This window comes from Clostridium sp. AM29-11AC (assembly GCF_003480545.1).
Lineage (GTDB): Bacteria > Bacillota > Clostridia > Lachnospirales > Lachnospiraceae > Otoolea > Otoolea saccharolyticum_A.
On sequence record NZ_QUJI01000001.1, the window covers coordinates 262,542 to 276,271 of the forward strand.

The 13,730-nt window shown below is 48.4% G+C and carries 11 protein-coding genes and 1 pseudogene; 10 read left to right on the forward strand and 2 right to left on the reverse strand.

Going from position 1 to position 13,730, the window contains the following annotated elements; translation table 11 throughout:
* Positions 1-69: 69 nt before the first annotated feature.
* Both DW757_RS01235 and DW757_RS01240 read right to left on the reverse strand, forming a co-directional pair.
* The gene (locus DW757_RS01235; RefSeq protein ID WP_118750742.1) at positions 70-1,098 is read right to left on the reverse strand and encodes a tyrosine-type recombinase/integrase; all 1,029 of its coding nucleotides are present in this window, start codon (positions 1,096-1,098) and stop codon (positions 70-72) included.
* Positions 1,099-1,699: 601 nt separating this feature from the next.
* Complete coding sequence (locus DW757_RS01240; protein WP_118750743.1) at positions 1,700-2,914, reverse strand: IS256 family transposase; 1,215 nt, start codon at positions 2,912-2,914, stop codon at positions 1,700-1,702.
* A gap of 246 nt (positions 2,915-3,160) precedes the next feature.
* Here DW757_RS01240 and DW757_RS01245 point away from each other — a divergent pair, with 246 nt between their 5' ends.
* The 10 genes and pseudogenes from DW757_RS01245 (at position 3,161) to DW757_RS01290 (ending at position 13,580) form a co-directional block, all read left to right on the forward strand.
* Entirely contained in the window at positions 3,161-3,397 is a 237-nt protein-coding gene (locus DW757_RS01245; RefSeq protein ID WP_243033254.1) for a hypothetical protein, read from the forward strand.
* A gap of 256 nt (positions 3,398-3,653) precedes the next feature.
* Complete coding sequence (locus tag DW757_RS01250; RefSeq protein WP_118750745.1) at positions 3,654-4,571, forward strand: AraC family transcriptional regulator; 918 nt, start codon at positions 3,654-3,656, stop codon at positions 4,569-4,571.
* A 74-nt stretch (positions 4,572-4,645) separates the two neighbouring features.
* Positions 4,646-4,885: a hypothetical protein gene (locus DW757_RS01255; protein WP_008397256.1), complete on the forward strand. Its 240-nt coding sequence runs from the start codon at positions 4,646-4,648 to the stop codon at positions 4,883-4,885.
* A 78-nt stretch (positions 4,886-4,963) separates the two neighbouring features.
* The gene (locus tag DW757_RS01260; protein WP_118750746.1) at positions 4,964-5,563 is read left to right on the forward strand and encodes an HD domain-containing protein; all 600 of its coding nucleotides are present in this window, start codon (positions 4,964-4,966) and stop codon (positions 5,561-5,563) included.
* Between the two features lie 242 nt (positions 5,564-5,805).
* Positions 5,806-6,507: a Cof-type HAD-IIB family hydrolase gene (locus DW757_RS01265; RefSeq protein ID WP_243033257.1), complete on the forward strand. Its 702-nt coding sequence runs from the start codon at positions 5,806-5,808 to the stop codon at positions 6,505-6,507.
* A 274-nt stretch (positions 6,508-6,781) separates the two neighbouring features.
* Positions 6,782-6,850 (forward strand): annotated as a pseudogene (locus DW757_RS01270) (IS200/IS605 family transposase); the annotation flags it as partial.
* Positions 6,851-6,993: 143 nt separating this feature from the next.
* Positions 6,994-8,406, forward strand: a complete 1,413-nt coding sequence (locus tag DW757_RS01275; protein WP_118750747.1) for a Wadjet anti-phage system protein JetA family protein — start codon at positions 6,994-6,996, stop codon at positions 8,404-8,406.
* Complete coding sequence (locus tag DW757_RS01280) at positions 8,403-9,044, forward strand: DUF4194 domain-containing protein (RefSeq protein ID WP_118750748.1); 642 nt, start codon at positions 8,403-8,405, stop codon at positions 9,042-9,044. Before DW757_RS01275 ends, DW757_RS01280 begins: the two co-directional genes overlap by 4 nt.
* Positions 9,041-12,358, forward strand: a complete 3,318-nt coding sequence (locus DW757_RS01285) for an SbcC/MukB-like Walker B domain-containing protein (RefSeq protein WP_118750749.1) — start codon at positions 9,041-9,043, stop codon at positions 12,356-12,358. Before DW757_RS01280 ends, DW757_RS01285 begins: the two co-directional genes overlap by 4 nt.
* A 10-nt stretch (positions 12,359-12,368) precedes the next feature.
* On the forward strand, positions 12,369-13,580 hold the full coding sequence (locus DW757_RS01290; protein WP_243033259.1) for a Wadjet anti-phage system protein JetD domain-containing protein: 1,212 nt from the start codon (positions 12,369-12,371) through the stop codon (positions 13,578-13,580).
* Positions 13,581-13,730 lie beyond the last annotated feature (150 nt).

Here is a 13,730-nt window from a genome sequence, read left to right on the forward strand (position 1 = left end):
ACGAGAAATTACAGCAGTTTTTTAGAGCAGTTTTGACTGCTGACAAAGGACAGGGGGCCGGACTGGGTTCTAGGGAACGATCCTCAGATGGCTGTAGTCAGCTGCCGAGTCATCTAACTCTGTCACAATGCGGTTGTAGCGGAAAAACCAGTCTGTATTTCTGGCTCCTGTGTAAGCGGCAGCCTGGCTGACAGAGGCGCCTCCTCTCAGCATCATGGCAATCCCCAGTGTGCGCAGGTCATTCATGGTAAAGGCGGGGATTTTGCAGGCCAGACAGGCCTCTCTCAGCCGCATCTGAAGGGAACGGACCGTCAGAGGGCGGCCGTACTTATTGAGAAGAAGGCTCTGCTCCCTGTTCTCCTCTCCTGCCGGACGCCCCGCAGTGAGCAGGCGTATGATTTCTGCCGCATCCTCAGGGACTTTGACGATCCGGCTTCTGGCACCTGAACTGCCTGAGCTTTTACGGCTGTCTGATACGGGAAGGCGAAGCCCTGTTCTCCCATGGGCATCAAGGAAAAACATGGATCGTCGAAGACTCACGAGCTCCTGAACCGTGAGGGCGCAGCGCAGAGCCAGGGTAACGGCTGTGAAGGTGGTCAAGTCATTGGTTTCCCTGAGCCAGCCGAGGACACCGTTTATCTCCTCAAAGGACGGGAGGGATTCCATGGAAAACTCCATCTCCTCGGAAGAGGAACTGAGAGAGGAAAAAAGCCCGGTATAGACCGGCATCAGGCCGTACTGTTCGGCGTGCTCGTCCAGAAAGCGTGCAAAGGCCCGGTATACCCTGAGATTGTAGTGAAGGGATGTTTCTTTGGCAGGCGAAGGAGCTGAAGACTCTGCGGGCTTTGAAGATGCTGCATCATTTGCAGAACCTTGAGATTTCAGATCGGACGACTGAAAATATTCCAAAATATGCTCAGGGCGAAGTTCAAAGAAGCTGCACCCGGCGCTGTTGCAGAGGGAGGCGATTGCGTACAGGTACTCTCTCCTGGTTCTTTCTTTTTTAAAACGGGAGCTGTAGGCCGAAAAAGCCGAGAGAAACAGCGGGGAGAAATAGGGGCTGAGGGACTGTAGGGATTCTTCATTCTTCTTATCCATAAAGCGGCTGGCCTCCTTTCTGATATCTTAAGTGATTCTAACTGATAATCTGCTCGTCTCTCAAGTTGGTTAAATAGTTATCAATAAACTGTATAAAAATTCATAAATTATACAGGAAATATACAGTATTGCCGTATACAGGAGTACTGTTATGCAGCGGGAGTCTGTAATGTAAAATGAGTATCTGTCGTAGGTGATATTTTTTGTTAGTGTGGAGGGAAGAAGGTTTTTGCTTTTTGAGAGAAGGCGGAGGGAAAAAGAATTAATTATAAAAAACGAGAGGCTGTAAAATATTCTGTGTCTATGGGAATGAAACCTTCCAGATAAGAATTCGATATGTAGTGGTTTTTGTCGGCTTTTGCAGCCGTATCTTTTGTCGAATTTATCTTTCTGGTTATAGTATTTCCTGCCCGCTTTCTTTTATACATGCTTTTTAAATTTTTACATGCTGATTAGACATTTACAGAAGCCAAAGCCATTTCCCGTACTTCAGGTTTAAAACGGGCTTTCCCGGCTATACTGTAAATGTCTGTATAACAGAGCCGGAACAGCTGCTTATGCCTATAAAACGCTGTCCCGGCTTTTATTGCTTTTTCTTCCTTTACAGATACGGTGTAAGACGTTCCGGATACAGAAGAATCAGCTGGCTGAGCACCTGGTCCCAGTTCCGGTATCTCTGCGTCCATTTCTTTGTCACATTTCCGCTCGCCAGATACAGCATTTTCTCCAGCGCGCTGTCGCTCGGGAATACACTCTTTGTTTTTGTTACCTTCCGGTACTGGCGGTTCAGCCCTTCTATGATGTTTGTGGTATACATGATCCGGCGGATGTCCCCTGAAAACTGGAAAAAGGAACTGACATCCTCCCAGTTGTTTTCCCAGTTACTGATCGCGTATGGGTACTTCTTTCCCCATTTTTCCTTCACTGCCTCCAGCTCTGCCAGGGCTGCTGCCTCTGTCGGGGCATTATAGACCGCTTTGAAATCAGAGGAAAATTTCTTAAGGTCATTGTAATTCACATACTTGAAGGAATTGCGCAGCATGTGGATGACGCACCGCTGGATCTGTGCCTGCGGGTATACGGCCTGGATCGCGTCCTTAAATCCCGGCAGTCCGTCCACACAGAAAAACAGGACATCCTGCACGCCGCGGTTCTTCAGGTCATTGAGCATCCCCAGCCAGAACTTTGAGGTTTCATTGGCTCCTACAGTGATGCTGAGGATTTCCTTATAGCCTTCCGTTGTAACGCCCAGCACCACATAAGCGGCCCGGCTGAGGATCCTGCCCTCTTCCCTGACCTTGTAATGGATACAGTCCATAAAGACAAAAGGGTAGATGGGATTGAGGGGACGGGACTGCCACTCTTTGATTTCAGGGAGGATCCGGTCTGTGATCTTACTGACCATTTCAGCGGACAGTTCAATCCCATAGAGGTCCTGAAGCTGGTCATGGATATCCCTGGTGCTGAGGCCTCTGGAATAAAGGGAGATCACCTTATCCTCAATGCCGGAGATATCCCGCTGGTATTTGGGGATGAGCTTCGGCTCGAATTCCCCGTTGCGGTCTCTGGGGACGTCAATCTGGAACTCTCCATACTGGCTTTTCAGGGTTTTCTGGGAATGGCCGTTCCTTTTGTTAGAGGAAACGGAATCCCCTTTCTGATTCTTTTCATAACCGAGGGAGGCATCGAGTTCCGCTTCCATCAGCTCCTGGAGGATATCCTTAAAACTGTCCCTGAGGAGGGAATAGACATCAGCAACACTGGATAAGTTGTTATCAGCAATAATCTGTCGAATCTGTTCCTTAGCTACCGGCATAAAAATACTCCTTTTCGATAAGAATTTTCATATCGTAATTCTTACCAAAAAGGAGTCATTTTCTTCCAAAGACACAAACTTTTTTACACTACCAAGTAATATGAACCTATTAATTTTGAAGGAGAATTTATCAAGAATAACGATATTTTAAAAACAGAGACTGAGAACCAGACCTGCCCTGCTACGGGCTACCAGAGCGCATCCATCTGCGTTCCTGTGACTATTACTCCCTACGCAGAAGCAGGAGTGACGTACACCAAATGCTGCGGCGAGCCCGTTGTAACTCCGGGAAAGACCTCCTGCAGCGGACAGAAAAACGGAACCTGCTCTTTCACTATCACCCAGGACATCTGCGTAGCTGTGCCTGTATCTTTCGGTGCTGCAGCGGCTGTGGGCGATACCTATGTATCCGTGGGCGGCGCATCCTCCAGGGATATCTGCACAGACTGCGGAAAAGAAGAATCGGAAGATATGGATTTTTAAAGAGCAGAGGAGGAGCTTCAAAGCTCTCTCCGGCAGCTTTGAAGCTTTTGGAAACATCACGATCTTCCCGTACAGGCAGGCTCATGAAGTCTCTGAAAACTGTGATTTTAAACCTTTGGCAAAAAATTTCGCCTGGATGATTCCGGCCGGAAATATCAGTCAGGCTTAGAACCCTGAGACAGAAGAGAAGCGGCAATGCTCCTTCAGAGGGGCACTGCCGCTTTTGCAGGTCAATCAGCAGGGGGAGGCACCCGAAATGAGAATTACCCGTAATTTAGAATTTATGACAGGCAGCAAAGAAGAAAAGCTGCCGTACCGCACTCCGGATTTCCCATATACCGCATCCCAGGCAGAGCTGGACTATTACCGGGAGCGTTTTGTCCCATGGCACTGGCACAGAGCCATAGAATTGTTTTACATGGAAAGCGGAGAGATACAGTACTGTACGCCTCATAAAACGGCAGTTTTTCCCGCCGGTACAGCGGGCATGGTCGATTCCAATGTCCTGCACATGACGAAGATAAGGTCCCACAGGGAGAAAAATATACAGCTGCTTCATATTTTTGATCCCAAGCTGCTTGCGGGCGGTCAGGGAAGTCTGATTGAGCAAAAATATATTACACCGCTCATCACAGCGCCGCAGATAGAGATCCTTGCCCTGTATCCGGAACAGCCGGAACAGTCTGCTCTGATCGATTCCAACCGCGGGGCATTTCTCCTGTCGGAGAGGGACTTTGGCTATGAGATAAACATAAGAGAAGCCCTGTCTAAGATTTGGGTGCAGTTATGTAAAATCAGTTTCGCCCTGCTGCAGGATAACCCCCAGAGGGAGAATCGGACCGCTGACAAAGTAAAGCAGATGATGGTCTACGTGCATGAGCATTACACCGAGAAAATTTCCATTCCGGAACTTGCCGGATGCGTGTTTCTGAGCGAGCGGGAGTGTTACCGGGCCTTTCAGAACTGCCTTCATATGACGCCGGCAGAGTACATAAAAAGCTACCGGCTGCAGATGGCCTGCCAGATACTGGCGGACAGCCAGATGCCGATCACAGAAGCCGGATATGCCTGCGGATTGGGAAATGCCAGTTATTTCGGAAAAGTCTTCCGTGAGTTTGCAGGCTGCACCCCGCTTCAGTACCGCCGCAGGTGGCAGAATTGTGATAAAACGTGACAGGATAAAGATATTATACCTCTATCACAGGCGCTATAATAATCATAACAGCAGAAGGCTGTCGGGAGGTGCCTATGATAAAAGTATATATTCTGAATCTGAAAGGTTTCTTAGAGACAGTAAACAAATGCAGCGGGCGGGTTATGGTATGTTCTCCAAACGGTCAGAAGACAGACATAACAAGACAGTATCTGATTCAGCGTGAACTGGAGAAGGAATATCAGAAAAACGGCAGTTACCTGCCGCTTTCGCTGACCTTTGATGAGCCCAGAGACTATATGGCAGTCGTAACCTCTTATATAAGCGGGTGTTAGACAGCAGCGGGCCGATTTGCTGCATAAGGGTCTGACGGGTAAGGGTCAGGCCCTTTTGCTCGAGAAAGGAACAGAGTATTGGAACTGAACTGTAAAACTGCAGAGAAAGAATTAGAATGGGCAGGGCGGCTGAATCCGGGGAGGTGGATCGAACACTCCCGCTTCGTTGCCCTTGCCTGCAAAAATATAGCTGCACAGTGTGAGGACTTATCTTCTGACAGGGCCTATTGCTATGGGCTGCTGCACGATATTGGAAGATACGCCGGAGTTACATCGGAAAAGCATTTAATAGACGGCTACCGCTTCTGCATGGAGCGCGGATGGGAGAAGGCGGCGCAAATCTGCATAACCCACGCCTTTATGATACAGGATATTAAAACGTCCATTGGCACCTTCGATATGTCTGAAGAGGATTACCGGTTTATGGAGGGCTTTATTAGGGGAGCTGCCTACGACGACTATGACAGGCTGGTCCAGCTGTGTGACGCGCTGGCGCTTCCAACGGGCTTCTGCCTCCTGGAAAAGAGGTTTGTGGATGTGGCGCTTCGCTACGGGACGCCGCCTTTTACGGTTGACCGCTGGAGAAAAACGCTGGAAATCAAAGAGATGTTTGAGAGAAAAATTGGCGGCTCGATCTATAAGCTGCTGCCGGGAGTGATTGAAAACAGCTTTCGATGAGGGGCAGAGGGTGATCCGCGCCCGGTGCGGCGGGAACAGAAGAAGCCGCCGAACATTCAGGCTCTGACACAGCGGTGTTCTGACAGTGGGCAGTTTGTCTGCTTCAGAAACGAGACAGCACCATAGAAAGGAACGAACCATATGAATCATGATATAAAACTGGTTGCTGTGGACATAGACGGTACGTTTGTCCGCTCTGACTATACGTATGATATTCCCGCTTTAAGAGGATATTATCCTACATGGAGAACGCTGGATGCAATTTTGTTGTGGCCAGCGGAAATCAATATTATCAGCTGAGAGATCTGTTCCCGGGTTACTGTGATGAGCTGTCCTTTGTAGCGGAAAACGGGGCCTTTGTAAAAGACAGAGGAGAGCTGGTCTTTACGGCGGATATGCCGAAAGAAACGGTCGATCGGATCATTGATCTGTGCAGGGAATATCCTGAAATATCAAATGTTCTGTGCGGAGTGGAAAGCGCATACTGTCAGAAGGGAACAGTAAGCCAGGAGTTTTTTGATCTTACTAAAATCTACTATCACCGACTGAAGTGGGCAGACGATTTGAAAGAGGTAAAGGATCAGATACTGAAATTCGCGCCGACGGTTCCGGAGGAAAAAACTTATTTTTACTATGACATGTTCTGTGAACGCCTGAAAGGAAAAGCGGAACCTACAACCAGCGGTCATGGATCCATCGATCTGATCGTACCGGGCTGTCACAAGGCATCCGGCATCAGACGGCTTGCAGAGCGATGGGGAATTTCACCGGAACAGTGTGCAGCCTTTGGAGATGGGGGAAATGATATCGAAATGCTCCAATACTGCCGATACAGCTATGCGATGGAAAATGCTCCGGAAAGCGTAAAACATGCAGCAGAGCATGTATGCCCGTCCAATGAAGAGGACGGCGTACTGATTACGCTGGAGCAGCTGTTTGCGTAGCAGATTTTTATTGGGATACATGAGACTGTGAGATTGTCTTGAAATAAAAAGGCAGGAAGATCCTGCAAAGAGAGGTGCCGGAGTGAATAAGGATTTGGAAAGATTAAGTAAAATCGTCCGCTCCTTCCCGCTGAAAGAGGGAGAAAACAAAACGGAAATTCCCTTTTTGTCCGTTTATCTGTCCAGGGAGAGGAAGATTGACATGCCCCGGGCGTTGAGTTTACCCTCCATGACGTGATATCTGTCCTGCCTGACATAGACGGAGATTTTGCGGAAAGGAAAGTCAGCCCTGATGATGTTCGACCGTCATGCAAATCTAAAGTACAAGTTCGGCAACAGACATACCTGACAGATACGTGTCTGACAGTTCAGGATAAAAATTATCCCGCTGTGAGCCGTGTTGCCCCTTGTACGCTGATGCTGCTGTATGTTATGATAAAAATCAATAGGATACGCACTACTTTTTAGAGGAGATACAGTACATACATGTCTTTTTTTGAAACATTGAACGAGAAATTTTTTAATCCTTTTTGCTGCAGAAATCGGGTGCTCTATTTTGAATGTATCAGCCAGCTGATCGAAAAATCAAAGGAAATCTCTGTTTTGTACGAAACGGACGCCAGAAACATACTGATTCTGTATCTTCAAAATTGCACATACTCCATAGAAACGGAAAATATTGGAGAAGAGATTGCCGGCGGGAAAACTCCTCAGGAGAACGCCTCCACAATTCTCAGGTATTTTCGTGCATGCGGATGGATTACTCCGCAGGAAATCGGACGCAGCGGGGACAATATCGCGTCCGTATCGGCATACTGCCGTAAGCTGATTGACGCAATCCATAAGATTTTTGATGGGGACGCCAATGGCGCGATTACGAATCATATTTTTTCCATGTATGAAATCCTGAAATTTTCCTTCAGCAAAGACAATGCCCGGTCGATACGTCCGTATCAGAACATCCTGATTCCACTGGTAGAAAATGAATGTGACTTGAAAAATGAACTTCTGATTCTGAAAGACAGTATCCGTGAAATTATGCGTGCAGTTATGAAGATGGCAGACGCCAACAGTTTCGGTCAGTTTTTGATGAAGGATGAACTCCTGAACCGTTTTTTCAATGATTATTTTTTCATTAAGAAAAGTGGTCTGATTCCTTCTTACATTTCGGACATTGACCGGATGCTGAGAAAACTGCGCCACTCGGAGCTTTATGACCGGATGATCCAGGAGTATAGAAAAATAGAAAACACAGACGAGATTCAGGCAAAGGAGAAGATTGACCGGCTGTTTAACGAGCTGGACAGCTTCATTAACCTGGAATATGAGCAGGAGATGTCTTACATTGACCGGAAAATCAACAACTACTACAATCTGTATTCTACCCGGATGATGATGGTACTGAGTGAAAATATCAATCTGGAGCATGAACTGAACCGGATACTTCTGTTTTTGAAAAATCTGAACGAAGAGAACCGGGCGGAAGCACTCTCAAAGCTTTCAGAAACGCACCGTCTTATGAGCATGGGATATATCGGAAGAAAGTCTTTTGAACGGCGGAAAAAGCGAAATCCCAATCAAAAAAATGCGGGCTTAGTCTGTGAGGAATTGTCGGAAGAAGAGAAACAGCGGCTGACGGACGAACTTCTGACGGAGACGCCCGATCGGTACAGTATGGACAACGTGGAGAAACATTTCGATGAGATCATGAGAGGCAGAGATCAGATTTCTGTGGAAGAATGCGGAGTACATACCAGGGACGATGCGACGATGATCGCGGCAAGTATGATTTATTCGGGGACGTCAGGGTTTCCTTATGAAGTGGAATTCAGGAAGGGCATGGTGGAGACCGAGGCCGCCAGAATCAGCAATATCAGCATAAAGAGGAAGAAAACATGAGCGATATCAGTTTGCGGATAACGATAAAAGAGGAAAGCGGACATTTGTTCAAACGCTGCATACGAAAACTGCTGGAGTCCACTTTCATACTGCGGGATAAGGATGAAAAACTGTATCAGTTTGCCTCCAGAGAATCCAATCGACAGGATATTTCCGAGTACCTGCGAATGATTGGTTTTGATATGATCGTGGAGGAGAAGACGGGAGTGTGCATGCTGGCTGCCAGCGAAGAGGATGCGGATACAGTAGGCTTGAAACGGGCCAATGTGGTGACGTTTTCGACGCTGCAGTATCATCTGCTGCTGGTGCTCTGGAAAGTATATCTGGAAAATCTCGGTTACAGCGAAGGAAATTTTGTGACGAGAGGGGATCTGATTGACAAGGTCAAGTCCTATGATGTTCAGCTGACGCGCACGGAATTTAGCGCAGCGCTTCGCCTGTTTAAAAAATACAGCCTGATCAATTTCAACGATGATGAGGAGGGCGAGGATATGAAAATTCAGCTCTATCCATCGCTGCAATTCGGCTGGGATCTCCCACAGTTTCAGACTGTGGCGCGGGAATATTTAAAAGAAGAACCGGAAGAAGAAGGCCCAGAAGAAATAGTTCCGGATGAATTTGAGGAGGAAGAGGAATGATCCTGCTAAAAAAAGTGCGGCTGATCAACTGGTATGGATTTTCCAATGTGACGGCTCCCATCGGTTTTTTTACGCTGATTGCAGGGAAGAACGGCAACGGAAAATCCGTCATGCTGGATGCAATTAAATATGCCGCTTACGGAGATACGGTATTTAACAAGTCGTCGGAGAGTAAAGGAAGCCGTACGCTGTCCTCCTATACGAGAGGTCTTCTGGATGCCACAGCCGGGACGTACATGCGCCCGGCGGACCGGGTGCCAAACGTGTACAGCCACATTGTGCTGGAGTATTTTGACGATGTGGAGGATAAGTCTTTTTTGCTGGGGACGGTAATTGAGACCAGCGCGTCCAATAATTGCCAGACGTATCGTTACGTGATGGACCGGATGGTCATGGAGCAGGTGGAACATACTTATGAAGAGAACGGCGTCACGATGCCCTGCAGCGCGTCGTTCCTTCAAAAAAGATACAGACTGACGCTGATGAACCGGGAGCAGGGATTGCCGAAATTTTTGCAGATGACGGGACTGAAACTGAATCTGGGACAGCTTCCCGTCTATCTGCGCAAGCTTCGGGGAATCATGTCATACGATCCGAACGCCAGGATTGACCGGTTTATCCGGGAGAGCGTCCTGGAAGAACGGAACGTGGATTTCGGGAAACTGATCCAGGCGAAGGAGAACATTGAGCGGCTGAACGAGAATTTTGAGATTATCCAGCAGGAGATTAACGAACTGGATGGGATTCTTGGGGAGTACGATGCATGGGAGAGCGAGAAAAACCGTCTGCTGGCTGATGATATCCGCATCATCTATAAAAAGAGGAAAGATTTGAACCGGGAGATTGAGCGCCAGACAGCTGAGCAGGAATTGGCACAGAGAAGAAAGAAAGATCTGGAGAGGGAACTGGAGATTCTGGATAGAAGAAAAAAAGAGATTGACGCACAGCTGGTGCAGGCCAGAGTCAGTTTGGAGCAGCTGGACAGTACCCGGATGATCGCTGAAGAAAGACGAAAATTAGAGGGACTGGAGGCTGAGAAGAGGACGCTGATGGCTCTGTGCAGAAAGCTGGAACATTTTCAGGCGGTGGTCAGCGAACTGATGAATCAGTTTTTTGAAAAGGAAAAACGGATGGAGGATCAGGACGTGCTGGCGTCTCTCTGCGGGCGCGGGCACACGGCTGCGGAAAAGGCGGCGGCAGTATCCAGGTTCAAACAGAAAATAAACGAGTGCTACGACGGGCTGGTGATGAGAGCGGCAGATACCGAGAGGGAACTGGCAGAACTGAACCGGAGTCTGGACGTGCAGCACCGGATCATAGAGGATTGTAAAAAACATCGCAATACGTTTGCTCAGATTCCAGAGTATGTGGGGCTGCGTGATGAGATCAACCGTGAATTTGAAAAGAGAAACATCCGGTCGAAAGCACAGTTTGCCTGTGAATACGTGATTGGACTCACAGATGAAAAATGGAGGGACGCCATCGAGGCATTCTTGGGACCGCGCCGGTATACGATCCTGGTGGACCCTCAGTATTATGATATTGCAGATGACGTGCTGAACCGTTCGGAACATCGTTATGCCCATCTGTTCAACACAAAGCTGCTGATGAAGAAAAAAGTACATGTGGAAGAAGACTCAGCGGTATTTAAACTGGAGATCAAAAACCCGGTGGCAAAACAGTATTTTGATTATCAGCTGGGAAGAATGCATGCGGTGGAGCGAAATGCTGTGAAGGAATATGAAAATGCCATTTCCAGGGAAGGCCGCGTGTCCGTAGCTATGGACAGCTATTTTCTGCGTTTTGACAGGCTCCGTTCCTACTATCTTGGACAGAAGACGTTTGAACTGAACCGGATCCGCGCGGAAAAAGAGATTTCCAGGCTCAACGAGGAGAGGAAAGCAAAACTGGCAGAGAAAAAGGAGCTTGAAGATCAGAAGAACCGTATGGCCCAGAATCGGGAGATGTTTCAGGAGTATGACTATGACGCCCACCGAAAATACCAGGCCGCGTCGGAAAACGCCAGGGCGTCGGAGGCGCAGCTGGAGCGCCTGAAAAAAGCGCAGGAGAATAATCAGGAATATCTGGAGCTGAACGAGCTGGCTGGCCGGCTTTCAGATGAACAGAAAGCGGTGCAGAACGAATATAACGCAAAACTTCAGGAGAAAAGCGGACAGGACACGACCATATCCAGATGCGGAGAGAAGATAGAGGCAAAATCAGGGGAACTGGCCGAACAGGAGAAGCGGTACCGGGAATATCAGACCGGGTACTATACCATCGTGCAGCGGACGGTAGAGGCCTATGAAAAATACCTGAAAAATGGAAAGAAAGGTCCGGGCGGCCTGCTGGCGGAAGATACCAGACGGCGTATAGGAAACAGTATCACGCAGCATGAAAGAGATCTGACGCAGAAGCAGGCGGATTATAACGCAAAACATGCCGGACGCATGCTGCCCAGAGGGACGGAGGGAAGAGAACGGTATGCAGGCAGAAGAGAGCGCATCTGGATGGACAATCTTCAGGAAATCCGTCAGAAACTGGAAGAGCAGACCCGCAGATATGAGGACATATTTAAAAATGAATTTGTGCTGACGATTCTGAAATCCTGTGAGCGCGCCAGAGAAGATTTGAGGCAGATCAACGGAGAACTGGCAAAGCTGAGCTTTGCTGCAAAATATCAGTTTGATGTCCATTATGTAAAGGACGGGTCAGAATACGCAAAGGTGATTGAATACGCCCGATATCTGGACGAGCGGGAGCAGCTGGGAGGCAATGCAGACGGACAGATCGCTTTCGATATGCTGACCTCTGTGTCCGATGAGGAAGGCGAGCGGTTAGAAACAGAGATGAAGCAGATCATCAACCGGATCATCGAAAAGAACAGTGAAGAAACGATTGCCCGTTTTGCCGACTACCGGAACTATATGAATTATGAGATTCTGATCAGCAACCAGATCCTGGACCGGGCAAAATTATCCCGGCAGACTGGTTTCAACTCCGGGGCGGAAGTGCAAATCCCGTATCTGCTGATCCTGTCGTCGGCCCTTTTGCTGATTTACAACCAGCGCATCAATTCCACACGTCTCGTATTTATTGATGAGCCGTTTGCCAAGATGGATCCCGGCAATGTGAAATTGATGCTGAAATTCATGCGGGAGCAGAGACTCCAGGTAATCTTTTGCTCTCCGGATAAGACGGAATCCATCGGGAACGAGTGCGAGGTAATCCTGCCTGCGCTGCGTGTGCGCGCGGACAGTATGCAGCTGGGGATCGTGCAGTTCCATGAAGAAAAGGCCTACAGCAGCCGATGAGGGGACAGATATGGTGAATTACGAAGAAAAGCTGCTGGCTGCCCTGGCGGATAAATACAGGAAGAGCAAAAAAGACAGGGGAACCAATGTGATTACGAGACGGACAAAACTGAATCCGTCTCAGCTTTATAAGAATTACAGCCGCAACGACGGCGATATGACACAGATTGAGGCAGTGAATCAGGCGGTTTTCCGGTGCAGTCAAGAAGGATTTGTGACCTATGAGACAGAGGGATTCAGCAGCGAGATCCAGAGCATTTATCTGGTGGATGAAAAAATCGGCGAGATCGAGGACTATCTGGAAACAAAATATGGATATGAGCCAAAATCTGCGAAACGGAAGTACGTGGAAGGGCTGATTGCCGGGTACAGCGGACGTTCGCCCGCAGCGGAACAGGAGTGTATAAAGCTGCGTCAGGCTCTGGAAAAGAACAGGATTCCGCCCCGATATCATCAGACGGAAGACCTTCTCAAAGCACTTGTCTTTATTGAGAATAATGAGAAAGAACTGTATCTGCGCGAAGCTTCTCTGCTGATCTACGGGGACTCCAAATATCTGGAGGAAAATGTGCTGGGATCCGTTTGCAGGGCACTCCGGGACTGCCTGGGCCGTCCATGCGGCCCAGCAGAGCTGGAAGACGAGATCCTGGAGGAATATCATATTACACGGGAAAAGCAGAAGCTGTGCCTGAAGGGGGATATGACGGTACGCATCCTTGGGAAAGAACTGGAGATTGGGGCGTTTCCCAACGGTATTGAATTTTTTGCTGATGAACTGTATAAGATTGAGCAGATAACGGTCAAAACGGCGGTTTTTACTACGGTGGAAAACTATACCTCCTGGCTGAGGTGTGACAGCTCGAAAACAGCTCTATTTTATCTGGGCGGTTATGCCACCCGTTATCAGAGAGACTTCCTGAAAAAAATATTTTCCGACAATCCAACGCTTGTCTACCGCCATTTCGGAGATATCGACGCTGGAGGGCTTTATATCCATGAGCATTTGTGCCGTGTGACCGGTATCCCGTTTCAGATGTACCGGATGTCGCGCGCGGAATTGGAAGACGCACGCTTTCAGTCCTGCCTGCATCCGCTGACAGAGCAGGATCGAGTGCGCCTGAAGTCTCTGGAAAAACAGGAGATGTACCGGGAACTGGCAGAATATATGCTGGAGCGGGGTGTGAAGCTGGAGCAGGAGATAGTCAGCTATTATGAGCTGTGAAAATCTATGGGATGACCTGCATACCGATATGGAGGCAGATATTATTTGCGAAGAAATACAGGAGTTATGCGGAGGTACAAGATTGAAAATGAAAGGTAAAGGGTATTTATTCCCTTAATCGCATGACAAAGCAGCCACCTTTCGGTGGCT